The following is a 25,589-nucleotide window of genomic DNA, read 5'->3' on the forward strand; positions in this document are numbered from 1 at the left end:
GGGTCAATAACTTCCTGTAAATGAAAAAGACTGAATTAAACCAAAAATGTATTTACCCGTTTGTGCAACATTCTGTGGATTTCTGATATTTCCTGAGATGGCACTTCCAACGAAGGCAGAAGAATTTGAAATGGTATTCAGCAACTCACGCTGTAAGAGCAACTGCAACGCTTCTGACGGATAACGTTTGGGATACACGCCTGCCTTCATTGCTGCTTTTACACCTGAATTCGAGATGCCGGGATTGCGGATACGAATAATCTCCTCTGTTAATCGCGTACGGTCGGCCTGGCTCATTTTTTATAATAAGGAGAGCAAACTCTCAGACGATGAACGGTTAAGAAGGCGATAGGTCAATGCAGCGCTTTTTAAACCCGCAGCAGCCCCGGCAAGAGAAATCGCATCCAGGGCTGTGTTGGTTGCTGTATACCACTCCTGGGAATCCATCCACGCAACGTAATCATCATGATTCATAGCAATCAACGATAGTCGGCCAAGCCCATTTGCACATTGAATTCCAGTTGCTACACCACCGGCTAAAATCACAGCGGCTATAGCACCGGAAGACCCTGCAGTGAGAGGTATAGCCATACCGGCCCCTGCCGCAAGTACAACAGTAAGAATTGCGGCTCCGCAGGAAATTGCCGTTGAACCAATTTCAGTTGCCAGGGAAGGGGAATTAATCGTCGCCGTTGTTGCCTGAACAGGGTTAACTAATGAGGCATTTACTTTGGTTATGACTACATGACTAACCGAGCTTTCGTTTGGTGTCGCAATCCTTCTTGATGGCCGTACTAGCCACTGACGTGTACCGTCTGAGTAGATAATCCCGGCCTGGCTAAAATTTCTGCTACAGTCCAGTTGACCTGCAAGTGCTGTGAAATTTATATCGCCGCCAGAGGCAAGACCAAGACTGCGTGCGAGTTCGTAATCTGGAAGATCCTTTGAAAATTGTCCTGTGAATGTCACTTCATCTCTCCGTCCATGTGAAACGTTGATTGTTAATAAATCAAGAGTAAAGGTCCCGTTAACACTTAAAATTAGGAATGTTCCGAATAGTGTTCATCCCTCTCAAATCCATTAAAAAATGTGATTAGGATCCTTTGTTCGTTCGATTTGCTTAGATGATACGCCTAATGCTGACACAAACCTTTCCCGGGTCAATCCAACGCCATATTTATCAGGGGTAAAAATTTCAGGAGTTAACAAAAAAAATAAGCCCGCGTAAGGGAGATTACGCAGGCTAAGGAGGTGGTTCCTGGTACAGCTAGCATTTATGGGTTATGTTTTTCAGCGGGGGGGATAATACCCGTATTGAACGAAGCGGTATGTGATCCGATTCTAAGAATTATCCCAGCGTGAAAAAATCCCGTTGATTGACTATTTGCCGTGTGGATTTCGGGTATTTTCACCTTCAAAATTACGCATCAGCAGCGCAAACTCCAGCTCCACCTCTTCAGGAACCGGCAGCCAGACCACATGGCCGTCGCCAGGTGCGACCTCAATCGCCTCACCTTTTTTGTTTTCCAGGTGCTCCAGTCGGAAGTTCATGTTGCCCTGCGGCGTCATCAGCTCCAGGCTGTCGCCTTTAGTGAATTTGTTTTTTACGGCGACGGCGGCCAGCGGGCCTTTACGCTCGCCGGTGAAGTCGCCTACAAACTGCTGGCGTTCGGAAATCGAATAGCCATGCTCGTAGTTCTGGTAGTCGTCGTGAGTGTGACGACGCAGGAAACCTTCGGTATAGCCGCGATGCGCCAGACCTTCCAGCGTTTCCAGCAGGCTGGTGTCGAACGGTTTACCGGCAGCGGCATCGTCGATGGCTTTGCGATATACCTGTGCGGTACGAGCGCAGTAGTAGTAAGACTTGGTGCGGCCTTCGATTTTCAGGGAGTGTACGCCCATCTTGGTTAAACGCTCGACGTGCGCGATGGCGCGCAGATCTTTAGAGTTCATGATGTAAGTGCCGTGCTCGTCTTCGAAGGCGGTCATGTACTCACCCGGACGTTTGGCTTCTTCGATCATAAACACGCTGTCGGTAGGCGCGCCAATTCCCAGCGTTGGCTCAACGTTGGTGACCGGAATCGGCTCGTGTTTATGCACGATGTTACCGATGTCATCCTCTTTGCCTTCCTGAACGTTATATTCCCAGCGGCAGGCGTTGGTGCAGGTACCCTGGTTCGGGTCACGCTTGTTGATGTAGCCAGAGAGCAGGCAGCGGCCGGAGTAGGCCATGCACAGCGCGCCGTGAACGAAGATTTCGATCTCCATATCCGGCACCTGGGTGCGGATCTCTTCGATCTCTTCGAGGGACAGCTCGCGGGACAGAATGACGCGGGTCAGCCCCATCTGTTTCCAGAATTTCACCGTTGCCCAGTTGACGGCGTTAGCCTGCACTGAGAGGTGAATGTCCATCTCCGGGAAATTCTCCCGAACCAGCATGATTAAACCCGGGTCCGACATGATCAGCGCGTCCGGCCCCATCTCCACGACCGGCTTCAGGTCGCGAATGAACGTTTTCAGCTTGGCGTTGTGCGGCGCGATGTTCACCACCACGTAGAATTTTTTGCCCAGGGCATGCGCTTCATTGATGCCGAGCTGAAGATTCTCGTGGTTGAATTCGTTGTTACGCACGCGCAGCGAGTAGCGCGGCTGGCCCGCGTAGACGGCGTCGGCGCCATAGGCGAAAGCGTAACGCATATTTTGCAGCGTTCCCGCCGGGGAAAGGAGTTCCGGTTTAAACATGTTTGTTCTCGTTCTGATGACAGGTCAGATCCGCATGCACCTGATGCAGCGGTAAGGGGAGATCCCCCACTTTAAGGGCGGGCATTGTAGCGCTGCGGGGAAGAGAGGTAAAGCTTTGCCCCTCACCCTAACCCTCTCCCCTTTGGGGCTGAGGGTTCCCCACAAAATAATGCCTGCACAGACGGCCCCCTCTCCCTTGAGGGAGAGGGCTGGGGTGAGGGGGAACATACGGCTCTGGTGGTCATTCCGTTCACGTTATGTTCCTTGCTACTCTGTCACGACATGGCCGGTGAACGTGCCAGGGTGGCTCAGTCGCCACCACCCTGGCGACCCGGGCTTCCGGCGGAAAATCGCCGCTTCGCGGTACCTTCGGCTTATTCCTTCCGGCTTATCGGGGACGGGCGGAGGTAACATCCCTGTAAAGCCCGCCCTCTCGGCGCATCCCTGCGCCTCGCCCCGGCCTACAGGAAACGCCTCAGCGATTTACAGCCGGACCGAGGCATCGCTGAAAGCCCTCAGTTATTCTGAGGCAACGTTATCGCTTTTGCTTTCAAATTGCTGGGGAACCCTCTCCCTTTGGGGAGACGGCAGGGTGAGGGGGGTATTCAGGCAATCCTGCACGCATCCGCTTCCCAGCGATACCCCACGCCGTACACCGCGCGAATAAACGACTGGTCGGCGTCCAGCGCCTCCAGCTTGCGGCGCAGGTTTTTGATGTGGCTGTCGATGGTGCGGTCGGTCACCACGCGGTAATCGTCATACAGATGGTTGAGCAGCTGCTCGCGGGAAAACACTTTGCCCGGCTCGTGGGAGAGCGTTTTCAACAGGCGAAACTCTGCGGGGGTGAGATCCAAAAGTTTGCTGCGCCAGCTCGCCTGGAAACGGCTTTCGTCGACGATCAGCGGGCTTTGCGCATCGAGCACCTGCAATTCACGCTGCGGCTTACAGCGGCGGAGGATGGTTTTCACCCGAGCGACCACCTCCCGCGGGCTGTAAGGCTTGCAGATGTAATCGTCGGCGCCGATTTCGAGCCCCAGCAGACGATCGATCTCTTCGATTTTGGCCGTCACCATCACGATGGGCACATCGGAGAAACGACGAATTTCGCGGCACAGGGTTAGGCCGTCGGTACCCGGCAGCATCAGATCCAGCAGGATCAGATCCGGCGGCGTCTGGCGCACGTAGGGCAGCACCTGGTCGCCGTGGCTGATATGCGTTGGCGCGTAACTCGCAGCGCGCAAATAGTCGATCAGCAGTTGCCCAAGTTTAGGCTCGTCTTCCACGATCAAAATACGCGGTGTGTTGTCGTCAATCGGTAACTCGGTCATGCTTCCCTCGATAAATCCCGTTCCAGAGGTAACTCTACTGTAATGCTAACCCCGCCAAAAGGCGAATGGGCGGCGCGGATGGTGCCGCCATGGGCCTCCACAATGTTAACGCAAATGGCCAGCCCAAGGCCGGAACCGCCGCTGGCGCGGTTGCGTGAACCTTCGGTGCGATAGAAGCGCTCGAACAGTTTTTCCAGCTGCGCATCCTTCACGCCAGGGGCGGAGTCCGCAAAGGTCAGGGCAAAGCGCCCGTTTTCCTGCCTGCCGGAGATATGCAGCGCGCCGCCGCCGTCGGTGTAGCGGAGGCTGTTCTCCAGCAGATTATTGAACAGCTGCATCAGGCGATCTCTGTCGCCGAACACCACCGCACTGTCCGGCAGCGAAAGGTTGATTTTCAGGTCACGGCTGGCGAAGCGCTCGCGGAATGCGCCGGTCACGACTTCAAGGATATTGATCACATCGATCGGTGCTTTCTGGTAAGCCAGGGCGCCTTCGTCGGACATGGACAGCTGATGCAGATCGTCCACCAGTTTGGTCAGCGTACCGACTTCCGCCTGAAGCGAGGCCACCGACTCGGGGGTGAACTGCCGCACGCCGTCCTGAATCGCCTCCAGCTCGCCGCGCAGCACCGCCAGCGGGGTGCGCAGCTCGTGCGAAATGTCGGCCATAAAATCGCGGCGCATCTGCTGGTTTTTTTCCAGCGTGCTGGCGAGCTGGTTGAAGTCCTGCGCCAGCTTGCCCAGTTCATCCTGGCTGCGGGTGTCCACGCGGGTCGAGAAATCACCCGCCGCCAGCTTGTGCGTGCCTTCCACCAGGCGCTTAACCGGCGCCAGCAGGCCGCGCGCCAGCGGGAAGGTGGCGAGCGCCGCAAGCAGGGTAGAAAGCGCGACAATCAACCAGCTGGTCTGACGCTGCTGGCGGTCAAAGTTGATGTCGGTGTTGCGCGTCAGCCGCTCGACCGGGGAGGCGATAACCCAGCCCACCGTGGCGCCGTTCGAGGTAATGGCGCGCTTTGTGCCGTCCGGCGGTACCGGAGAGCGTGGGCCAACGAGCACGCGCATCTCCTGATCAATTACCCAGAACTGGGTGCGCCAGCCGTGCGGTGGCATGCCCGGTCCCGGACGGTCGTCGTCATTATCGTGCTCCAGCGAGCGCAGAATTTGAAATATAAAGCGATCGTTGTTGCGCAGAAAACGCCAGTTACCGTGCAGGCTATACTGTTCCCCCAGCGCGTCGCTTAAGCCCTGTAAACGCTGTTCGTTACCGTGCTTGATGTAGTCAATAAAGCCGCGCTCAAAGCTGACCCGCACCGCCCAGTGCATAGTAATCAGCAGGACGATACAGGTGGCGAAAATCGCCACAAAAAGCTTACCGGTGATCCCCGGACGCCAGAATTTCATGGTGCACTCCTTTTGCCGCGTCGGATCACGACGTTTTTGGTCGTGTCATTCGGCACTCTGGCAAAGATAAAAGCGGGCAGAGCGATAATTACCGCCATGCTGAGGTAAGTGTATAAAAAGACCTGATGCGCGACGGGGGTGTCGGCGCTGAGATGGTGCTGACCGTACATGCCGAGCAGCAATCCGGCAACCGTGACCCCCACGCTCATGGAGAGCTGCATGATCATCGACAGCAGACTGTTACCACTGCTTGCCAGCTCGTCCGGCAGATCTTTCAGCGTCAGGGTGTTCATCGACGAGAAGCGCATGGAGTTGATGATCCCCTGGCAGAACAGCACCAGCGGCAGGATGTAGTACCAGCCCAGCAGCGCCACGGCCATAAACAGCAGGCAGATCAACGCCAGCCCGATCGTGGCGGCCACCAGCACGCGGCGATAGCCAAAGCGGTTAACCACCTGCACCACAATACGCTTCATCCCCATGCTGCCAAGTACCATCGGGATCATCATCAGCCCGGCATGGAACGGCGAGAAGCCCATCCCAATCTGTAAAAATACCGGCGTCATAAACGGCAACATGCCGCTGCCGATGCGTCCGGCAAAGCTGCCGAACAGACCAAGACGGTAGGTGGGATTCTTGAACAGATTTAGGCTGAACAGCGCGTTAGCGTTACCTCTGGCATGCCACAGATACCAGAGAATGGCGGTGACACCCAGCGCTACCAGCAGGGCGAGCGACAGGGAGGAGATCCCCAGCCCTTTTTGCCCGTCGAGCGCGAGGGTAAGCGTCGCCATGCCAGCTGCCAGCAGGATGAAGCCAAAGAAATCAAAGCGCCGGGTCTGCATTTTATAGTTCGGCATCAGCGTCAGGGTGGCAATCGCGCCGATAATACCGACCGGCAGGTTGATCAGGAAGATCCAGTGCCAGGAGGCATACTCCACCAGAATCCCGCCCAGCGCCGGGCCAAGCAACGGGCCGACCTGACCGGGCAGGGTGACGAAGGTCATCGCCGCCATATACTGCGCGCGCGGAACAATTTTCATCACCGTTAACCGCCCGACGGGTACCATCATCGCGCCGCCGACGCCCTGTAGCACGCGCGCCATCACCAGCTGGTCGAGGGTATTGGCCTGGGCGCAAAACAGCGACCCGGTGGTAAACAGCACAATGGCGGTGAAGAAGATGTTTCGCACGCCGACTTTATCCGCCAGCCAGCCGCTGGCAGGCAGCATCACAGCGACCGTCAGCACATAGGCGACAATCACCATATGCATGTGCAGCGGGCTCTCCCCCAGGCTTTTCGCCATCGAGGGGAGGGCGGTGTTCACGATGGTCGTGTCCAGCGACTGCATAAAGAAGCCGAACGCGACGATCCACAATTGCCAGCGAACGTTACTGGGTAGGTCGGTCATTTACTCGGTCACCGTGGTTCTCTTTTTACGCGAAAAACGCAGCCGCAGGCGGTCAAAGAACAGATAGACTACCGGCGTCGTGTAGAGCGTCAGCAGCTGGCTCATCACCAGGCCGCCAACGATCGTGATCCCCAGCGGCTGGCGTAGTTCAGAGCCGTCACCGCCGGATATGACCAGCGGCAGCGCGCCGAACAGCGCGGCCAGCGTGGTCATCATGATCGGGCGAAAACGCAGCAGACAGGCCTGGAATATCGCCTCGTCCGGCGTCAGGTTGCCGTTGCGCTGGGCGTCCAGGGCAAAGTCGACCATCATTATCGCGTTTTTCTTCACGATGCCAATCAATAGCATGATCCCGATAAGCGCGATAAGACTGAATGGGGCACCGAACAGCTCCAGCGCCAGCAGCGCCCCCACGCCCGCAGAGGGAAGCGTGGAGAGAATGGTCAACGGGTGCACGTAGCTTTCGTACAGCACGCCCAGCACGATATAAACCGTGGCAATGGCCGCCAGAATCAAAATAACCTGCGAGTTCATGGTGTCCTGGAACACCTGCGCCGTACCGGCAAAGCTGCCGCGCACCGAGGAGGGCACCCCGAGCTGGGTCATGGCGCGATTAATGGCATCGCTGGCCTCAGACAGCGACGAGCCGGTTGGCAAGTTAAACGAGACGGTCGAGGCGGCGGAAAGCCCCTGGTGGTTCACCGACAGCGGGGCGTTCGACGGCTGCCAGCTGGCGAAGTACGACAGCGGAATCGCCTTACCGTCATCATTGATCACAAACATCTTGTCCAGCGCGCTGATGTCCTGGGTGTAGCGCGGATCCACCTCCATCACCACCTTGTACTGGTTCATCGGCTGATAGATGGTAGAGACTTCACGCTGCCCGAAGGCGTTGTTCAGCAGGCTGTTGGCCGCCTCCACGTTAATGCCCAGGCGGGCCATGGTTTCACGATCGTAGGTGAGCGCCATCTCCGCACCGTTGTTTTGGCTGTCAGAGTTCACGTCCGACAGCTGCGGCAGCGCGGCCAGCGCTTTACGGATCTTCGGCTCCCACTCGCGCAGGGCGGCTAAGTCATCCGAGAGCAGGGTGTACTGATAGCTGGCGTTAGCCTGTCGTCCGCCGACGCGGATATCCTGAACGGCCATCAGAAACAGATTTGCCCCCGGCTCTTTGGCAAGCTTCAGCCGCAGGCGGTCAATGATCTGCTGCGCCGTTTCGTGACGTTCACCGCGCGGCTTAAGGGTAATAAACATCATCCCGCTGTTAACGCGCGAGCCGCCGGTAAAGCCGGTGACGTTATCCACGGCCGGATCTTCCCGGATGATTTTCATAAAGTCTTGCAGTTTGCCGCGCATCGCCTGGAACGAAATGCTCTGGTCCGCCTGAATGCCGCCCATCAGCACGCCGGTATCCTGCTCCGGGAAGAAGGTTTTCGGGATGGTGATATACATCCAGACGTTGAGGACGATGGTGCCGATCAGCACCAGCCCGACAATACGCGTGTGGTTCAGCACCCATTTCAGCGATTTGCCGTAGCCGGACTGCATCGCCATCAGGACGCGGCCAAAGCCTTTCCTGCGCGGCTGCGAGTGCGGTTGGCTGCGCTTTAGCATCCAGCCGCACATCATCGGCGTCAGCGTCAGCGAAATCACCAGTGAGATACCAATGGCGACGGAAAGCGTGACGGCAAATTCGCGCAGCAGTCGCCCCGGCAGGCCGCCCATCAGCAGCAGCGGCAGGAATACCGCTACCAGCGACAGGCTCATGGACAGGACCGTGAAGCCCACTTCGCGCGTCCCCTGAAGCGCCGCCTGGAGCGGCTTCATGCCCGCTTCCAGATGGCGCGAGATATTCTCCAGCACCACGATGGCGTCATCCACCACAAACCCGGTGGCAATCGTCAGCGCCATCAGCGACAGGTTGTTAAGGCTAAAGCCGCACAGGTACATGGCGGCAAAGGTGCCTATCAGCGATACCGGCACCGCCACCGCCGGGATCAGCGTCGCGCGCCCCGAGCGCAGGAACAGGAACACCACCAGGATCACCAGCGCGACGGAGATGATCAGCGTTTGCTCTACCTCCTCAAGCGAGGCGCGGATGGTGGGGGAGCGGTCCTGCGCAATCTGGAGATCGATGGCCGCCGGAATCGTTTCCTGAAGCTCCGGCAGGCGCGCGCGGATGCTGTTCACCGTCTGAATGATGTTGGCTTCCGGCAGCTTGCGGATCATCAGCAAAATCGCCGGTTTGGCGTTGGTCATCCCGGCGTTACGCACGTCCTGCACCGAATCGGTGACGCTGGCGACGTCGCTCAGGCGCACCGCCGCGCCGTTGTTGTAGTGAATAATCAACGGCTGATACTCGGCGGCGGTTTTCAGCTCGTCGTTAGTCTGGATCTGCCAGCGGTGGCTGTTGTCCTCAATCGCGCCCTGCGGCTTACGCACGTTGGCGTTGCTGATGGCGGAACGCACGTCGTCCAGCGACACGCCCTGGTTAAACAGCGCCTGCGGATTCAGCCCCACGCGCACGGCGGGCAGGGAGCTGCCGCCGACGTCCACGTCGCCCACGCCTTCAATCTGGGCGATGGTTTGCGCCAGCTGGGTGGAGGCAAAATCGTACAGCTCGCCCTGGGAGTAGGTCTCTGACGTGAGCGTCAGGATCATGATCGGCGCGTCGGAGGGGTTGGCCTTGCGATAGGTTGGACGGCTCGGCATGCCGCTCGGCAGCAGGCTTTGGGCGGCGTTAATCGCGGCCTGCACGTCACGCGCCGCGCCGTTGATGTCCCGGTCGAAATTGAATTCCAGAATGATGCGCGTGCTGCCCAGCGAACTGCTGGAGGTCATCTCGTTAACCCCGGCAATTCGACCAAGCGAGCGCTCAAGCGGCGTCGCCACCGATGAGGCCATGGTTTCCGGCGAGGCACCCGGCAGCGAGGCGCTGACCATGATCACCGGGAAATCGACCTGCGGCAGCGGGGCCACCGGCAGCAGCCGGAAGCCCAGCACGCCGCACAGGGTGATAGCGACGGAGAGTAAAATCGTCGCCACCGGACGGTAAATGAAGAGGGCGAAAAACTTCACTTACGCCTCCTCTTCACGTTTCGGGAAGCGGCTTTTCGTCCACAGGGCCAGACGGTCAAACAGCAGGTAGATAACCGGCGTGGTAAACAGCGTCAGCACCTGGCTTACGAGCAGGCCGCCGACCATCCCGATGCCCAGCGGACGGCGCAGTTCGGCCCCCACGCCGGTGCTCAGCATCAGCGGCAGCGCGCCCAGCAGGGCGGCGAGGGTGGTCATCAGGATCGGGCGAAAACGCAGCAGACAGGCCTGGTAAATGGCCTCGCGCGGCGCCATACCCTGCTCGCGCTCGGCGGCCAGCGCAAAGTCGATCATCATGATGGCGTTTTTCTTAACGATGCCGATAAGCAGAATGATGCCGATGATCGCAATCACGTCCAGTTCGCTCCCCGCCAGCATCAGCGCCAGCAGTGCCCCCACGCCCGCCGTCGGCAGGGTGGAGAGAATGGTGATCGGGTGGATAAAGCTTTCATACAGCACGCCAAGCACGATATACATCGCCACCACCGCCGCGACAATCAGCCAGACGGTGCTGCCCAGCGCGGCCTGGAACGCCAGAGTACTGCCCTGGAACTGGGTCTGAATATCTGACGGGAAGCTGAGTTCTTTCTCCGCACCCAGAATGGCCTCCACCGCTTCGCCCAGGGAATAACCGTCCGGCACGTTGAACGAAATGGTGGTGGATGGGAACTGATCGAGATGGTTAATCGACAGCGGGGTGTGACGCTCTTCCACGCTGGCAATGGCGCTGAGCGGCACAATCCCGCCGTCTTTGCTGGTCAGGCGTATCGAGTCCAGCGCGGCAAGCCCGGGCGTGTTCTCGGTGTTATGTTCCAGCACCACGCGATACTGGTTCGCCTGGGTGTAAATGGTGGAGATAAGGCGCTGGCCAAAGGCGTTATACAGCGCGTTATCCACGTCGGACATGGTAATGCCCAGACGGCTGGCGGTGTCACGGTTGACGTTGACGTACGCCGCCAGCCCTTTATCCTGCCAGTCGCTGCTGACGTCAGAAATCTGCGGCAGTGCTTTCAGCTTGTCCACCAGCTGCGGCACCCAGGTGCTGAGTGCATCAAGCGAGGTGGCCTGGAGCGTAAACTGGTACTGCGTGCGGCTCACCTGCGTATCAATGGTTAAATCCTGGATCGGTTGCAGATACAGCTCAATGCCCGGTACGCGCGCCACAGCGCTTTGCAGACGCTCAATAACCGCGTTGACGCGATCGTCACGGTCATCGAGCGGTTTAAGGTTAATTTGCAGGCGCGCGCTGTTAAGCGACGGGTTGGTGCCGTCCACGCCCACGTAGGCAGTCAGGCTTTCCACCGCCGGATCTTTCATGATGATCTCAGACACCTGCTGCTGGCGCTGCGCCATGTTGGCGAAGGAGACCGTCTGTGGCGCCTGAAGCGTGCCCTGAATAATGCCGTTGTCCTGAATCGGGAAGAAGCCTTTCGGAATGAAAATCCACAGCATGACGCTGAGCGCCAGCGTGCCGAGGGCCACGCCGAGCGTCGCCCAGGGATGGTTCAGGACTTTCGCCAGCACGCGGCCGTAGGCGGCAATAATGCGCTCGAACATCCGCTCGGAGGCGAGGGAGAAGCGGTTTTGCTTGCGCAAAGATTCGTGGCTCAGCATGCGGGCGCACATCATCGGCGTCAGCGTCAGCGACACCACGGCAGAGATCAGAATGGCGACCGCCAGCGTCACGGCAAACTCGCGGAACAGCCGCCCGACGATATCGCCCATAAACAGCAGCGGGATCAGCACCGCAATCAGCGAGAAGGTGAGTGAAATAATGGTAAAGCCGATCTCCCCCGCGCCCTTCAGCGCGGCGGCTAACGGCTTTTCACCTTTCTCGATATAGCGCGAGATGTTTTCGATTACCACGATGGCGTCGTCCACCACAAACCCGGTGGCGATGGTGAGCGCCATCAGCGTCAGGTTGTTAATCGAGAAGTCGAGAAATACCATTACCGCGAACGTCCCGACCAGCGAGAGCGGCACGGCAACGGCGGGAATGATGGTTGCCGGAACGTTGCGCAGGAACAGGTAGATGATCATCACCACCAGCGCAATCGCCAGCATCAGCTCGAACTGGGTGTCAGTCACTGACGCGCGAATATTCGTGGTGCGGTCAGAGAGCACTTTCACGCTGACCGATTTTGGCAGGCTTTCCACCAGCTGCGGCAGCATGGTGCGAATGCTGTCGGCGGTATCAATAATGTTCGCGCCCGGCTGGCGCTGAACGTTCATGACAATCGCCTGCTGCTTATTAGCCCACGCCCCGAGCCAGCTGTTTTCCGCGCCTTGTTCGACGGTTGCCACGTCGCCCAGGCGGATCGGTGCGCCGTTCTGGTAGGCAATGATCAGCTGACGGTATTCATCGGCGGACTGCATCTGGTCGTTGGCGGAGAGCGTGACCGCGCGGGTCGGGCCGTCCAGCGAGCCCTTCGCTGAGTTAACGTTGGCGCTGCTGATGGCGGTGCGAATGGTTTCGCTGGTTAACCCCAGCGCGGCAATGGCCTGGGCATTGAGCTTAACGCGCACCGCGGGGCGTTGTCCCCCTGCGAGCGTCACCAGCCCGACGCCTGTCACCTGCGAAATCTTCTGCGCCACGCGGGTTTCGACCATGTCTTCCACCTGTGTCATCGGCATGGCGGAGGAGGTGACGGCAAGCGTCATGATCGGCGGGTCTGCCGGGTTCACTTTGCTGTAAACCGGCGGGTTCGGCAGGTCAGACGGCAGCAGGTTGGTGGCGGCGTTAATGGCGGCCTGCACCTCCTGTTCCGCGACGTCCAGCGACAGCGCGAGCTGGAACTGAAGCGTGACGACCGAGGCACCGCCCGAGCTCTGGGAGGACATCTGCTTCAGGCCAGACATCTGGCCAAACTGACGCTCCAGCGGGGCGGTGATGGCGGACGTCACCACATCCGGACTGGCGCCCGGATAGAGGGTGACAACCTGAATAGTCGGGTAGTCCACTTCCGGCAGCGCCGACACGGGCAGAAAACGGTAGCCAATGATCCCGGCCAGCAGGATCGCCACCATCAACAGGGTCGTCGCAACTGGACGTAAGATAAACAGGCGTGATGGCCCACCTGTAGAGCTCGGCGGCATCACCTGCATCAGGCTTTTGCTCCTGTATTCTGCGCTTCCACCACCTCGACCTGCGCCCCTTCGGTCAGCCGGTCAATACCGTCGGTTACGACGCGGTCGCCTGCGGACAGCCCGGCGCTGATCACCACCGTCTGACTGTCCTGGATCCCGGTTTTCACCAGGTGTTTGCTGACCTTGTTTTCGCTGTTCAGCACCCAGACAAAGTTGCCTTCACTACCCATTTGCAGGGCCGCCGTCGGGATCACCACGGCGTTTTCTTCGGTCGCGACCAGCATTCGCGCATTGACGAACTGATTCGGGAACAGGGCATCGTCCTGATTGTTGAAGCGTGCTTTTAGCTTGATGGTGCCGGTGGTGGTGTCGATCTGGTTATCCAGGCTCAACAGCGAACCTTCGCTCAGCTTCTGCTTGTTGGTGCGATCCCAGGCTTCAACTACCAGCGATTTTCCGGCCTTCTGCGCCTGTATCACCGTCGCAATGTCGCTTTCCGGCAGGGTAAAGACGAGATCGATAGGGTGCGTCTGGGTGATCACCACGATGCCCGTGGTATCGCCGCTGGAGATTTGGTTCCCGATATCAACCTGTTTCAGGCCCACGCGGCCGTCAATCGGCGCGGTGATCCGGCTCCAGTCGAGCTGGAGCTGGGCGCTGGCGACCGCGGCTTCGTCGGCCTTGATGGTGCCCTGAGATTCACTGACCAGAGATTGCTGGGTATCCAGCTCCTGGCGCGACACGAGGTTGGTTTTTACCAACTGCTGATAGCGGGCTAAATCGCGGCGGGCATTGGCGAGGGTGGCTTTGTCTTTCGCGAGTTGCCCCTGCGCCTGCGCCAGGGCCACCTTAAACTGGCTTGGATCGATTTCCGCCAGCAGATCGCCCGCTTTCACCTGTTGACCTTCCTGGAAGTGGATGGCCATCAGCTGACCGTCTACGCGGCTACGTACCGTCACGGTGTTGGCGGCAGTGATGGTTCCCAGCCCGGAGAGATAACGAGGCACCGCTTTATTCACCGCCGTTGCCGCCTGCACCGGTGCCAGCGCACCGCCGCGCATACCGTGGCGCCCGCCGCCCGTTGGGCGTTGTGAGGGGCTACTGGCGCCAGCAGGTGCCGTGGAGTTCGCGGACTGGCTGTGCCAGTACCAGGCGGCGGCCAGGACCACCACAATCAGACCAGCGGCGATTGCCCAGCGGGATTTGTTACTGCCTTTCATCGTTATACGTTCTCATCCTGAAACTCTTTCGGGGAATGATACTAGTTTAGTCAGGTAACACAGTGGAAAAATGGAGGAAATATGGAAGACTGTCAGGAATGGTCTGAGTGTGGTGCCGCGGTTTCGCCTTCGCCGGGTGGCGCTGCGCTTACCCGGCCAACGGTTGGAGGATCTTGTTGGCCGGGTAAGGCGAAGCCGCCACCCGGCACAACTCCATTAGCTAAACACCACCTGCGCCCAGCGCGCCAGCCCTGCTGTAACGGAGCCAAAGTCATCGCCGCCGGCAATCGGGATCCCCGGCAGCTGTTCCGCCAACGCTTTCTTGATCAGCGGCGAACGGGCGCTACCGCCGGTCAGGTAAATCACGTCCGGCTTCACTTTGCCATTCTCAAGCGCCAGCTGCACCTGCTCCAGAATACGCTGAAGCGGCTGAGTCAGCGCCATTTCCAGCCCTTCCTGGGTGATAGCCGTAGCCAGATCGTCACTGATAAACGGCAGCGAAACCGCATGCTCAGGACGATCGGAAAGGGCGATTTTGCTCTCTTCGGCGGTGCGCACCACGCGGTAGCTCAGGCGCTGACGCCACACCTTATACAGCAGCGCGACCTTCTCTGCATCCTGTGCATCACGCACCAGATCGTTGAGGAAACGGCCATTCGCGGTGCTGTAAAAATCACTCTGGGCAGGGACGTCGTTGATGGCAATCGCGTTCCACCACGGCAGGATCGGCAGGGCGATGCCTTTCTCGGTTTGACCGCCCATGCCGAGCAGCGGCATCAGGCTCTTGAATGCCAGGGCAATATCCAGATCGTTACCGCCCACTCGGCAGCCGCTGTGCCCCAGCAGACTGTTTTCACGATCGCGACGGTGATGCCACTTCGGACCCATCAGCAGTAATGAGCAGTCCGTCGTTCCGCCGCCGATGTCCACTACCAGCACCCGTTGTTCTTCTGTCAGCGTGGCTTCAAAATCCAGCCCCGCTGCAACCGGCTCATACTGGAATACCACGTCACGGAAGCCAGCCCGGTGCGCTGCACGCTCAAGGATCCCCTGCGCCTGCTGGTTGGCGTCGTCGCCGCCCAGCCCCTGGAAGTTGATCGGACGGCCAATCACCGCCTGGGTGATGGCATCCGGCACCTGGGACTGCGCCTGATTGCGGATGTGCAGCATCATCGCGCAGACCAGATCTTCAAACATCGCCACTTGCTGTGGCTTCAGGCCGCTGGCGCCGAGGAAGGATTTCGGCGATTTAACGAAGTAGACCTCTTCCGGATCTTCAATGTACTGCCCGAGGGAAGAGAGGCCGAACTGCACGCTGGAAGGGGTAACGTCGATATCTTCCTCGCGGTTAAAGCTGACCGCACGGCGCAGCAGCGCCTGGGTTTCCGCTGCGGTAGCAGGAACCTGATGATGGCGGAACAGCCACTCGCTCACCGCTTCACGCGTCGGCGCACAGAGCATTGACGGCAACAGCGTACTGCCGTTTTCCATTTTCAGGAGCTGCGGTTGTCCGTTTTGCATTATCGCAACCGAGCAGTTTGCGGTGCCGTAGTCGAATCCAATAAACACAATAAATCCCCATGCCGGTGAGAAGGGGCGAGACTTTAGCGAAATGTCTGCCAGGCGACAACAGGAATATGAAAGCAAGGCGCAACGCGATCTTTCGGTTTATGCTGAGGTAAATACAAAAGGAGAGACAATGTACACCCTGAACTGGCAACCGCCTTACGACTGGTCGTGGATGTTTGGCTTTCTTGCCGCGCGTGCGGTCACGGGGGTTGAGACCGTTACGAAGGATTACTACGAGCGCAGTTTTGGCTATGCCGGGCACAAGGGCGTTTTCCGGGTTACGCCAGACAGCGCAACCCATACGCTTGCGGTGTCGCTTAGCCCTGGCCTGATCCCGGTGGCGGATATCTGCCTGGACCGCATCGCCCGCCTTTTTGACCTCGATTGCGACCCGCAGCACATTGCACAGACCCTCGGCGATCTCGGCGCGGCGCGGCCGGGGTTACGTTTGCCCGGCGCAATGGATGCTTACGAGCAGGGCGTGCGCGCCATTCTCGGACAACTGGTAAGCGTGGCGATGGCGGCTAAACTGGCGTCACGGGTGGTGGCGCTGTGCGGTGAACCCATCCAGGACGCGCCGGGCTACCTCTGCTTTCCTCCGCCAGAGGTACTGGCCGCGGTGGATCCGCTGGCGTTGAAAGCACTCGGGATGCCGCTCAAGCGTGCGGAGTCGTTGATTCATCTGGCGCAGTCGGTGGTGGACGGTGAATTCCCGCTGTTCCCGCCCGCGAACGTTGAGGACGGGATGAAGGCGCTACAGCAGCGCCCCGGCATCGGGCGCTGGACCGCGAATTATCTGGCCCTGCGCGGCTGGCAGGCGAAGGATGTTTTCCTGCCGGATGATTATCTGATTAAACAGCGCTTTGCCGGTATGACGCCCGCGCAGATCCGTCGCTACGCCGAGCGCTGGCAGCCGTGGCGCTCGTATGCGCTGTTACATATTTGGTACACCGACGGCTGGTCGCCGTCAGTTGATGGCGAAATAGCTGGTATTCAGCAGTAGATCGAGCGGCTGCGCTTCCCCAATGGTGTCGCCGTAGATAAAGTCAACGCCGATGCCCGACAGCGTATTCATCATGATCGACTGATGGCATGGCCCGGCAATGGTTTTTATGCCCAGACGCTGGGCATGGCCCTGAATGATGGTCACCATCATCTCGTCCATCAGATTGCCGTGGACGTTGGTCACCACGTCTGCATCCAGCAGCAGATAATCAGCGGTGTTGGCGCTGAGCTGGCTGAAGACGTTCATATCGCGTCCAACCCGCGTCAGCACCACGCGACAGCCAGCCTGACGAAGCTTTTGCAGACCCTGCTGCACGTTTTCATCCGTATTGCTCAGCACATCAGCGGCAATCGCCAGATGCAGCAGCCGCGCCGGCAGCGGACCTTTGGTAATGAGGTCGAGCAGCTCATCCACCAGCGTGACGCTGGCTAAACCCGCTTCTGAGAGCGGCAGCGCGACGCCCATTCCTTTGGCCGCCACCTGTGCGGCATAGGTACGGAAGAATTCGCTGAAGATACGTCGGTCCAGGGCGTGCAGCAGCTCCGGCTCCGCCAGCCCGGCGCGGAAGGCATGCTCTTCCAGCACTTCCCCCTGGCTGGTCCACAGCCGCAAGGAAATCAGCCAGAAGCTACTGCTCTCGGGAATGCGCGGCGAGGCGACGCTGCGGGCGATCATCAGCAGATGGTTATCTTTAATCATGTGCCACTGCTCATCCAGCGACATCATGCTGCGCGTGCTGTGGATCCTCTCCTGCTGGGGTTCATAGACGGTGACCACGCCGCGCCCGCTGTTTTTCGAGGCGTAGCAGGCGATATCGGCCTGAGACATCACTTCCGCAGCCTGATAATTGGTGTCGTCAATCAGCGTAATCCCCGCACTGGCACCAATACGGTGCAGGCGTCCTTCCCAGGAAAAATGATAGTTGTTGATGGCGTCGATCAACCGGCCCGCAATGTAGCGTGCGCTTTCGACGTTGCAGTCCGGCAGCAGCAGGCCAAACTCGTCGCCGCCCAGACGCGCCAGCACGTCGCTGGAGCGCAGCATGGTCAGCATCAGCGAAGAGAGTTCGCGCAGGAGCGCGTCGCCCGCCGCGTGGCCTGCCGTATCGTTCACCGCCTTAAAACGGTCAAGATCGATAAAGACCAGCGCGTGATGCTGATGGGTCTCCTGTACTGTCTGCAACAGACGCTTCAGATGGTTTTCAAAGCTGACGCGGTTCGCCAGGTGAGTCAGGGCGTCATGTGAGGCGCTGTAACTCAGCTGGCGCAGCATTTTGCGCGACTCGGTCACGTCCTGAATCACCAGCACCGAGCCGATGGTGTTACCTTCCAGAGTGCTGAGGGGGGTAATGCTGTAATGAATGTCGAAACTGCCGCCATTGCGGCAGTTAAGCACCACGTCCTGTTCGATATCGGTACGGGACATATCGCCGCTGTGGATGTTTTCCATTAACGGACCGTTCTCGCCAAAGGTAATGTGCAGCACCTTCAGAACGGGCTGACCCAGCGCTTCGCTTTGCGACCAGCCGCTCATCTTCTCGGCGACCGGGTTCATAAAGGTGATGTTCATGTCGAAATCGGTGCACAGCACCGCTTCGCCGATGGAGTCGAGGGTGATATGCAGGCGCTCTTTTTCCTGGAACAGCGCCTCGTTCAGCTGCTTCACCTCGGTCATATCCATGTTGATCCCTAACAGCCGCTCCACTTCGCCCTGTTTGTTCAGTACCCGGTTCGCCAGCGAACGAATGTGGCGGATGCCATCCTTGACGCGAATGCGAAATTCCAGCTTGAAAGGCACCCTGGCCTGAAGGGATTCTCGCAGCACCTGTTCGGCGTGGGGGCGATCTTCAGGCACCATGGCCGCATGCCAGAGCTGCCAGGTGGGTTTAATGTGCGGGGGGATCTCGTACAGCTCAAACATCCGCTTATCCCAGCTGATCACGTCCGGCTCGAGATCCCACTCCCATATCCCGATGCCACCGGCTTCGTTCGCGAGGGTGATACGCTCCATCAGGCGCTTATTGACCCACTCGGTCTGTTTCAGGTCGTTGATATCTTCAATCTGGGCAATAAAGTAGAGCGGGGTGCCGTCGGCATGGCGCACAACGGAGACGGCCAGCAGCGCCCACACCACCGCGCCGCTGCGAGTGTAGTAGCGTTTTTCGAGGCTGTAGCTATTGATCTCCCCGTTAATCAGCTGTCCCAACTGCTCCAGGTCGGTATTTAAATCTTCTGGCCAGGTTAACTGCTGAAACGTGAGCGACTGGAGTTCAGACTGGCTGTAACCGAGGAAATTGCACAGCGCCTTGTTGGCCTGGAGCCACTGGCCCTCAATGCCCACCAGCGCCATACCAATCGCGGAATATTCCATCGCATTACGAAAACGTTCTTCGCTTTCCGTAATATGTTTACGCTCGGCCCGGAAGGCATACATCACCATCGTCATAATATTGGCGGGGAGCAGCATCATCAGGAAGGGGAGCCACGGCGCGTTGAAGGTGACGATCATGGAGGAGGGCGTCATGGAGAGCGGATTTCGCGCCATCATCAGGGACACCATCATGATGGTGAATAAAAATATCAGGAACGCTTCCATACGCGGCAGACGAACCGCGCTCCACATCAGCAGAACGATGATGCAGGTGAATGGCCACGGCAGCCAGGTGATTGCCGTCCAGCAAAGAACCAGCGTAACGACCAGGGTCACCAGCGTTTCCAGCAGCAGTTTCGGATTGCGGTGGCGCAGCAGGTAATGCGGTTTAAACAGCAGACCTAAAGGCACCAGCGCCAGCGCGCCAATGGCCTCTGAAAGTACCCAGACAAGGAAATTACGCAGCGGCTCCGCGCTCGGCACCAGAAAATGAACCAGAACGCCCCCCACCAGCGGCGGCACAAGGGCACTGCCGAGGGCAAGCCGGACCCAGTCGTTGAGGTTTTGCAGCGGATTATACCAGGGGAGCAGTTTACGCAGTAACAGCGCGCCAACCGTGGCCTCAATGATATTAATCGCCGTGTAGGTGATGTTGAGCGATTCCCATGAGAAGAGCATCCACGAGGCAAAGATATTGCCAAAAGAGCAGGCGAGGGCAATGCCGGGCCACATTTTTCCCGCGTGGCGGTAAAACGCTACCATCATTATTGAAGTCGGGAACCACAATGGCGCCAGCAGCGTACCGAAGCGAGTCAGCTCGAGGGAAAATAAGGTGAAGATGAACGTGACCAGACCCAGACAGACAAGCCGCAGTAAAGGATGTGGGGTAGTAACCAAAACCCGCTGGTATTGTTTATTCATTACCGCTCTATCCAGGGACGCCATGTTGTCAGGAGCCAGGTCCGGACGCGTGAAATTAATAATTTGGTTTATGCTAGTACAAACATTTTACAATTCATATGCCGAGTGCTCAGATTTTGACTTCACAGACTTATAAAATAGTTACTCTGCGAAGAATGGTGATGAAATGGTGAAAATCCGCGCGTAAAAATTTCGCTAAAGGCGTGAAACGTCGCTTTTCAGCCCGCCTCGCATAACCTGCGCATTCGACTGGTATCACGCCCCCGAAATCCCTATAATTGCCGCGTTTGACGCTCCGGCGTCGTCCTTCCTTACATCCAGGTTAATCAGGTCGCTAAATTTATGACTGATAAGTCTCATCAGTGCGTCATCATAGGCATCGCCGGCGCATCGGCTTCAGGTAAAAGTCTTATTGCCAGTACGCTTTATCGCGAACTACGTGAACAAGTGGGTGATGAGCATATCGGTGTTATTCCCGAAGATAGCTATTACAAAGATCAATCCCATCTTTCGATGGAAGAGCGCGTAAAAACCAACTACGACCACCCCAGTGCGATGGATCACAGCTTGCTGTTCCAGCATCTGGAAGCGCTAAAGCGCGGCGAGGCAATTGAGCTGCCCGTCTACAGCTACGTGGAACATACCCGCACCCAGGAAACGATCCGTATCGAGCCCAAGAAGGTGATTATCCTTGAAGGGATTTTGCTGCTCACCGACGCCCGTCTGCGCGAATCAATGAACTTCTCGATTTTCGTCGACACCCCGCTGGATATCTGCCTGATGCGGCGTATCAAACGCGACGTTAACGAACGCGGCCGCTCCATGGACTCGGTGATGGCGCAATATCAGAAAACCGTTCGCCCGATGTTCCTGCAATTTATTGAGCCTTCGAAACAATACGCCGATATTATCGTGCCTCGTGGCGGTAAAAACCGTATTGCCATTGATATCTTAAAAGCGAAAATCAGTCAGTTTTTTGAATAAGCCGTGTGAATTGTGTACCGTTCAGAGATAACCTGGTTTTGCCCTGACGCCGTAAGGCTTCAGGGTGCGATGCACGAAAGGAGAAAGTGCCATGCGTCTTTGTGACCGCGATATAGAAGCCTGGCTGGATGAAGGCCGCCTGTCTATCACCCCGCGTCCGCCGGTTGAGCGTATTAACGGCGTGACCGTCGATGTGCGTCTGGGGAATAAATTCCGCACCTTCAGCGGCCACACGGCACCGTTTATCGACCTCAGCGGGCCGAAAGACGAAGTCAGCGCGGCGCTGGATCGCGTCATGAGCGACGAAATCGTCATCGACGAAGGAGAGGCGTTTTATCTCCATCCTGGCGAACTGGCGCTGGCGGTGACCTTTGAATCGGTCACGCTGCCTGCGGATCTGGTCGGCTGGCTTGACGGACGCTCTTCCCTGGCGCGTCTGGGCCTGATGGTGCACGTCACCGCGCACCGTATCGATCCGGGCTGGTCGGGCCGTATCGTGCTGGAGTTCTTTAACGCCGGTAAACTGCCGCTGGCGCTTCGTCCGGGAATGATGATTGGTGCGTTGAGCTTCGAACCGCTGACCGGCCCGGCAGACCGTCCTTATAACCGCCGTCAGGACGCAAAATATCGCGACCAGCAGGGTGCGGTTGCCAGTCGTATCGATAAAGACTGATCTGTGAGTTCACTGAGGAAGCCATGAGAAGAGTTCTGACAACGCTGATGATTTTGCTGGTGGTGCTGGTGGCTGGCCTTTCAGCGTTGGTGCTGCTGGTTAACCCGAATGACTTCCGGGCCTACATGGTGCGGCAGGTGGAAGCGCGCAGCGGGTATGAACTCAAGCTGGACGGGCCCCTGCGCTGGCACGTCTGGCCGCAGCTCAGCATTCTCTCCGGACGTATGTCGCTCACCGCGCCGGGCGCCGCGCAGCCGCTGGTGACGGCGGATAACATGCGTCTTGATGTTGCGCTCATCCCGCTCTTATCCCATCAGCTCCAGGTTGAACAGGTGATGCTGAAAGGGGCGGTGATTCAGCTTACGCCGCAAACCGAAGCCGTTCGTCAGGCGGATGCGCCGGTCGCACCGCGTGAAAACACCTTGCCTGACGTCCCCTCTGATACCGGCTGGTCGTTCGATATTGGTAATCTGAAAGTTGCTGACAGCGTGCTGGTTTTCCAGCATGAGGATGACGAACAGATCACCGTACGCAATATCAATCTCAGGATGGAGCAGGACGCCAATCATCACGCCACCATGGAGTTCTCCGGACGGATCAACCGCAATCAGCGCGATCTCAACCTGTCGATGAACGCAAACGTGAACGCTTCTGACTATCCGCACCAGCTGACGGCGGACGTTCAGCAGCTCAACTGGCAGCTGACCGGCGCGGATTTACCCGCGAAGGGGATTGCCGGCCAGGGCACGATGCAGGCGGTGTGGCATGAAGAGCGCAAACAGCTCGAACTGAACGCGCTCAACCTCCAGGCCAACGACAGTTCCCTGAAGGGGCAGGCGAGCGTCACGCTTGATGAGAAACCTAAGTGGGTGCTGGATCTGCAATTCGACAAGCTGAATCTCGAGAACCTGCTTCCGCTCCAACCGGTGAACGCGACCGATGAGGGAGCCACGCAGGTAGGGCAAAGCCAGGCCACGCAGTCGCGTCCGGTGATCTCCTCAAATCTCGATCTGCCTGACTACAACGGCCTGCGCGGATTTACCGCCGACATTCTGCTGAAAGCGAACAGCGTGCGCTGGCGTGGAATTGATTTTACTGACGTCAGCAGCCAGATGTTCAACCACAACGGCCTGCTGGTCATCTCCGAGCTCAGCGGAAAAATGGGAGCAGGGAACCTCTCCCTGCCGGGCACGCTGGATGTACGCAAAGACGTTGCCAGCGCCGCGTTCCAGCCGCGTCTGGAAAACGTTGAAATTGGCACCATCCTGAAAGCCTTTAATTACCCAATTGCCCTCACGGGGCAGCTGTCGCTGGCAGGGGATTTCTCTGGCACGAAGATTGATGCGGATGCCTTCCGTCGTAGCTGGCAGGGGCAGGCGCACGTTGAGCTGAAAGATACGCGCATGGAAGGGCTGAACTTCCAGCAGCTGGTGCAGCAGGCGGTAGAGCGCAGCAGCAGCGTGAAAGCGAATGAAAACTACGACAGCGCAACCCGTCTCGACAGCTTTACCAGTGAGCTTGCCCTCGACGACGGTCAGCTCTCGCTGGACGACATGCAGGGCACTTCGTCACTGCTGGCGCTGACCGGAACCGGCGCGCTGGATCTGGTGAAAGAGACGGCAGACACCCGCTTCAACGTCCGCGTGAAGGCTGGCTGGGAAGGCGAAGGCCAGCTTGTAGAGTTCCTGAAAGAGACGCCGATACCGCTGCGCGTTTATGGAAAATGGCAGGCGCTGAATTACAGTTTGCAGGTCGATCAGATCCTGCGTAAGCACCTTCAGGATGAAGCGAAACGTCGGCTGAATGACTGGGCGGACCGCAATAAAGAGTCTCAGTCAGGTAAGGACGTGAAAAAACTGCTCGATAAGCTGTGATGCCTGTTGTGCCGGGTGGCATGTACGGCCTGATGCCCTCACCCCGGCCCTCTCCGACGGGGAGAGGGAGCAAACACTAAAAACGGCAACGAGGTTGCCGTTTTGCTTTTTACCTACACCTCAAAATCCATCTCATCTTCACCGCGCAGCGGTATCAGCTGCACCTTCTGCACGCGATGGCTCTCTACCTGCAAGGTTTTGAGCATGTAATCCCCCACCTGGACCTCTTCCCCCGGCTGCGGAATACGTTGCAGATTTTCCATCAGCAAACCGGCGATGGTGTGATATTCGCGCTTCTCGTCCAGCGGAAGCGGAACGAACTGCACCAGATCTTCGAGCGGCATGTGGCCGTTGGCGGTCCAGCTGCCGTCGGCGTTTTTCTGAATATCGTGGCGCGCATCGATCTCATCCACCTCATTAGGCAGATTACCGGCGATGGTTTCCATCACGTCGCTGAGCGTCACCAGCCCTTCCACAGAACCAAACTCATCAACGACAAACGCGAAGTGGGTGCGCGCGTTGCGGAACTGCTCCAGCGCGGAGAGCAGCGGCAGCGCTTCCGGGAAGACCAGCGGCTGGCGCACCAGCGCGCGCAGGTTTAGCGGCTCGCCGTGAAGCTGCTGTTGCAGCAGGTCAATCACGTGTACCACGCCCAGCAGCTCTTCTTCCTCTTCACCGCCGGTCACGACCACGCGGGTGTGCTGGTTTTTATCCAGCAGGGCACGGATCTGCTCTTCCGGCGCCGTCAGGTCAATATGCTCAATGTCATGGCGGGAGGTCATGATACTGCTCACTGTGCGCTGGTTGAGGTTAAGCACGCGCTCTATCATCCGGCGTTCCTGCGGGTTGAAGATCTGCCCGTCGCTGTGGTCGGCAAGCATCGCCGCGGATTCAGCATCCAGCTCGGCATCCTCTTTTTTGCCGCTCAGCAGGCGCATCACCGTATCTGCGGTGCGCTGACGTAATGTCTGGTTCGCGGAAAGAAAACGGCGACGGTTGAAAATGGCCAGTTGGTTGAGAAACTCAATCAGCACCGAGAAACCAATGGCGGCGTACAGATACCCTTTCGGGATATGGAAGCCAAAACCATCCGCGACCAGGCTAAAGCCAATCATCAGAAGGAAGCTCAGACAGAGGATGACGATACTCGGGTGACTGTTCACGAAGCGCGTCAGGGCTTTACTGGCGAGCACCATCAGGGTGATGGCGATGATCACCGCGGCCATCATCACCGCCAGATGGTCAACCATCCCGACGGCCGTGATCACGGAGTCGAGAGAAAAGACGGCATCCAGCACCACTATCTGCGCGACCACTGGCCAGAATTTTGCACCGCGTCGCTGGGTGGGGTTTTCACTGTCTTTTCCTTCCAGCCGCTCATTAAGCTCAACCGTGGCTTTGAACAGCAGGAACAATCCGCCGAAAAGCATGATCAGGTCGCGGGCGCTAAAGCTCAGACCCTGCACGCTGAATAAGGGTTTGGTCAGCGTCACCAGCCACGAGATTGAGGCCAGTAACAGCAGACGCATCACCATGGCGAGCAGAAGACCCGTCACGCGGGCGCGGTCGCGTTGTGAAGGGGGTAATTTATCGGCAAGGATGGCGATAAACACCAGGTTATCAATGCCGAGCACTAATTCGATGACGACCAGCGTCACCAGCCCGGCCCAGATTGATGGATCGGCAATCCATTCCATAGTAAATGCAATACCTTCTGTTATATGACTAATGTCACACTTCGATCATGGATAAAGCCGACGGAAATTGCAATGCCGGGGTGAGATTTCTCTTAATGCTACACTCAGGTAAACCCCATTTGCCGGGCGGTGTAAATAAGTTAATTGCGAAGATTTAATTACAGAAGTCGTTATTTAGGAAATATCGCAATAAATGGTCCGGCGATCTAT

General features: G+C 58.1%; 14 protein-coding genes and 1 pseudogene. 4 read left to right on the forward strand and 11 right to left on the reverse strand.

The window, feature by feature from the left end:
- Positions 1 to 3: 3 nt before the first annotated feature.
- The 9 genes and pseudogenes from CU081_RS26265 to yegD form a co-directional block, all read right to left on the reverse strand.
- Positions 4 to 969, reverse strand: a pseudogene (locus tag CU081_RS26265) (hypothetical protein).
- A gap of 411 nt (positions 970 to 1,380) precedes the next feature.
- Positions 1,381 to 2,742 (reverse strand): prephenate-dependent tRNA uridine(34) hydroxylase TrhP, encoded by a 1,362-nt coding sequence (trhP, locus tag CU081_RS12035; RefSeq protein ID WP_022651495.1) that lies wholly within the window; start codon positions 2,740 to 2,742, stop codon positions 1,381 to 1,383.
- A 605-nt stretch (positions 2,743 to 3,347) separates the two neighbouring features.
- Positions 3,348 to 4,070: a two-component system response regulator BaeR gene (gene baeR, locus CU081_RS12040; RefSeq protein WP_022651494.1), complete on the reverse strand. Its 723-nt coding sequence runs from the start codon at positions 4,068 to 4,070 to the stop codon at positions 3,348 to 3,350.
- Positions 4,067 to 5,470 (reverse strand): two-component system sensor histidine kinase BaeS, encoded by a 1,404-nt coding sequence (gene baeS, locus CU081_RS12045; protein WP_006811258.1) that lies wholly within the window; start codon positions 5,468 to 5,470, stop codon positions 4,067 to 4,069. Before baeS ends, baeR begins: the two co-directional genes overlap by 4 nt.
- On the reverse strand, positions 5,467 to 6,882 hold the full coding sequence (locus CU081_RS12050) for an MFS transporter (protein ID WP_022651493.1): 1,416 nt from the start codon (positions 6,880 to 6,882) through the stop codon (positions 5,467 to 5,469). The genes baeS and CU081_RS12050 overlap by 4 nt, the downstream gene beginning before the upstream one ends.
- Positions 6,883 to 9,960, reverse strand: a complete 3,078-nt coding sequence (gene mdtC, locus CU081_RS12055) for a multidrug efflux RND transporter permease subunit MdtC (protein WP_032645652.1) — start codon at positions 9,958 to 9,960, stop codon at positions 6,883 to 6,885.
- Complete coding sequence (locus CU081_RS12060) at positions 9,961 to 13,083, reverse strand: MdtB/MuxB family multidrug efflux RND transporter permease subunit (protein ID WP_022651491.1); 3,123 nt, start codon at positions 13,081 to 13,083, stop codon at positions 9,961 to 9,963.
- On the reverse strand, positions 13,083 to 14,285 hold the full coding sequence (locus CU081_RS12065) for an MdtA/MuxA family multidrug efflux RND transporter periplasmic adaptor subunit (protein WP_022651490.1): 1,203 nt from the start codon (positions 14,283 to 14,285) through the stop codon (positions 13,083 to 13,085). Before CU081_RS12065 ends, CU081_RS12060 begins: the two co-directional genes overlap by 1 nt.
- A 216-nt stretch (positions 14,286 to 14,501) precedes the next feature.
- Complete coding sequence (gene yegD / locus CU081_RS12070; protein ID WP_003862083.1) at positions 14,502 to 15,854, reverse strand: molecular chaperone; 1,353 nt, start codon at positions 15,852 to 15,854, stop codon at positions 14,502 to 14,504.
- 130 nt (positions 15,855 to 15,984) lie between these two features.
- Here yegD and alkA point away from each other — a divergent pair, with 130 nt between their 5' ends.
- Positions 15,985 to 16,857: a DNA-3-methyladenine glycosylase 2 gene (alkA, locus tag CU081_RS12075; RefSeq protein ID WP_003862082.1), complete on the forward strand. Its 873-nt coding sequence runs from the start codon at positions 15,985 to 15,987 to the stop codon at positions 16,855 to 16,857.
- Here the strand turns inward: alkA and CU081_RS12080 are convergent.
- The gene (locus CU081_RS12080) at positions 16,822 to 20,151 is read right to left on the reverse strand and encodes a diguanylate cyclase (RefSeq protein WP_022651489.1); all 3,330 of its coding nucleotides are present in this window, start codon (positions 20,149 to 20,151) and stop codon (positions 16,822 to 16,824) included. The two genes, alkA and CU081_RS12080, sit on opposite strands and share 36 nt — an antisense overlap.
- Positions 20,152 to 20,493: 342 nt before the next feature.
- On the opposite strand from CU081_RS12080, the gene udk reads away from it, so the two are divergent.
- From udk to asmA, 3 genes are all read left to right on the forward strand, one after another.
- Positions 20,494 to 21,135 carry a uridine kinase gene (gene udk / locus CU081_RS12085; RefSeq protein WP_000130320.1) on the forward strand — a complete coding sequence of 214 codons (642 nt, stop codon included), beginning with the start codon at positions 20,494 to 20,496 and terminating at the stop codon, positions 21,133 to 21,135.
- Positions 21,136 to 21,226: 91 nt separating this feature from the next.
- A complete protein-coding gene (gene dcd / locus CU081_RS12090; protein WP_013097886.1) occupies positions 21,227 to 21,808 on the forward strand; it encodes a dCTP deaminase in 582 nt (193 codons plus the stop codon).
- 23 nt (positions 21,809 to 21,831) lie between these two features.
- Positions 21,832 to 23,682: an outer membrane assembly protein AsmA gene (gene asmA / locus CU081_RS12095; RefSeq protein ID WP_022651488.1), complete on the forward strand. Its 1,851-nt coding sequence runs from the start codon at positions 21,832 to 21,834 to the stop codon at positions 23,680 to 23,682.
- A 113-nt stretch (positions 23,683 to 23,795) separates the two neighbouring features.
- Here asmA and CU081_RS12100 read toward each other — a convergent pair whose 3' ends face one another.
- Positions 23,796 to 25,379, reverse strand: a complete 1,584-nt coding sequence (locus tag CU081_RS12100; protein ID WP_022651487.1) for a TerC family protein — start codon at positions 25,377 to 25,379, stop codon at positions 23,796 to 23,798.
- Between the last annotated feature and the right edge of the window lie 210 nt (positions 25,380 to 25,589).

The sequence above is a fragment of the Enterobacter sp. CRENT-193 genome (assembly GCF_002787395.1).
Taxonomy (GTDB): Bacteria; Pseudomonadota; Gammaproteobacteria; order Enterobacterales; family Enterobacteriaceae; genus Enterobacter; species Enterobacter hormaechei_C.

Bases quoted from the DNA above. Each gene is read 5' to 3' on its own strand.
- baeS (WP_006811258.1), bottom strand. From the start codon at position 5,470: ATGAAATTCTGGCGTCCGGGGATCACCGGTAAGCTTTTTGTGGCGATT.
- CU081_RS12050 (WP_022651493.1), bottom strand. From the start codon at position 6,882: ATGACCGACCTACCCAGTAACGTTCGCTGGCAATTGTGGATCGTCGCG.
- CU081_RS12065 (WP_022651490.1), bottom strand. From the start codon at position 14,285: ATGAAAGGCAGTAACAAATCCCGCTGGGCAATCGCCGCTGGTCTGATT.
- CU081_RS12060 (WP_022651491.1), bottom strand. From the start codon at position 13,083: ATGCAGGTGATGCCGCCGAGCTCTACAGGTGGGCCATCACGCCTGTTT.
- CU081_RS12080 (WP_022651489.1), bottom strand. From the start codon at position 20,151: ATGAATAAACAATACCAGCGGGTTTTGGTTACTACCCCACATCCTTTA.
- dcd (WP_013097886.1), top strand. From the start codon at position 21,227: ATGCGTCTTTGTGACCGCGATATAGAAGCCTGGCTGGATGAAGGCCGC.
- asmA (WP_022651488.1), top strand. From the start codon at position 21,832: ATGAGAAGAGTTCTGACAACGCTGATGATTTTGCTGGTGGTGCTGGTG.
- baeR (WP_022651494.1), bottom strand. From the start codon at position 4,070: ATGACCGAGTTACCGATTGACGACAACACACCGCGTATTTTGATCGTG.
- udk (WP_000130320.1), top strand. From the start codon at position 20,494: ATGACTGATAAGTCTCATCAGTGCGTCATCATAGGCATCGCCGGCGCA.
- alkA (WP_003862082.1), top strand. From the start codon at position 15,985: ATGTACACCCTGAACTGGCAACCGCCTTACGACTGGTCGTGGATGTTT.
- CU081_RS12100 (WP_022651487.1), bottom strand. From the start codon at position 25,379: ATGGAATGGATTGCCGATCCATCAATCTGGGCCGGGCTGGTGACGCTG.
- trhP (WP_022651495.1), bottom strand. From the start codon at position 2,742: ATGTTTAAACCGGAACTCCTTTCCCCGGCGGGAACGCTGCAAAATATG.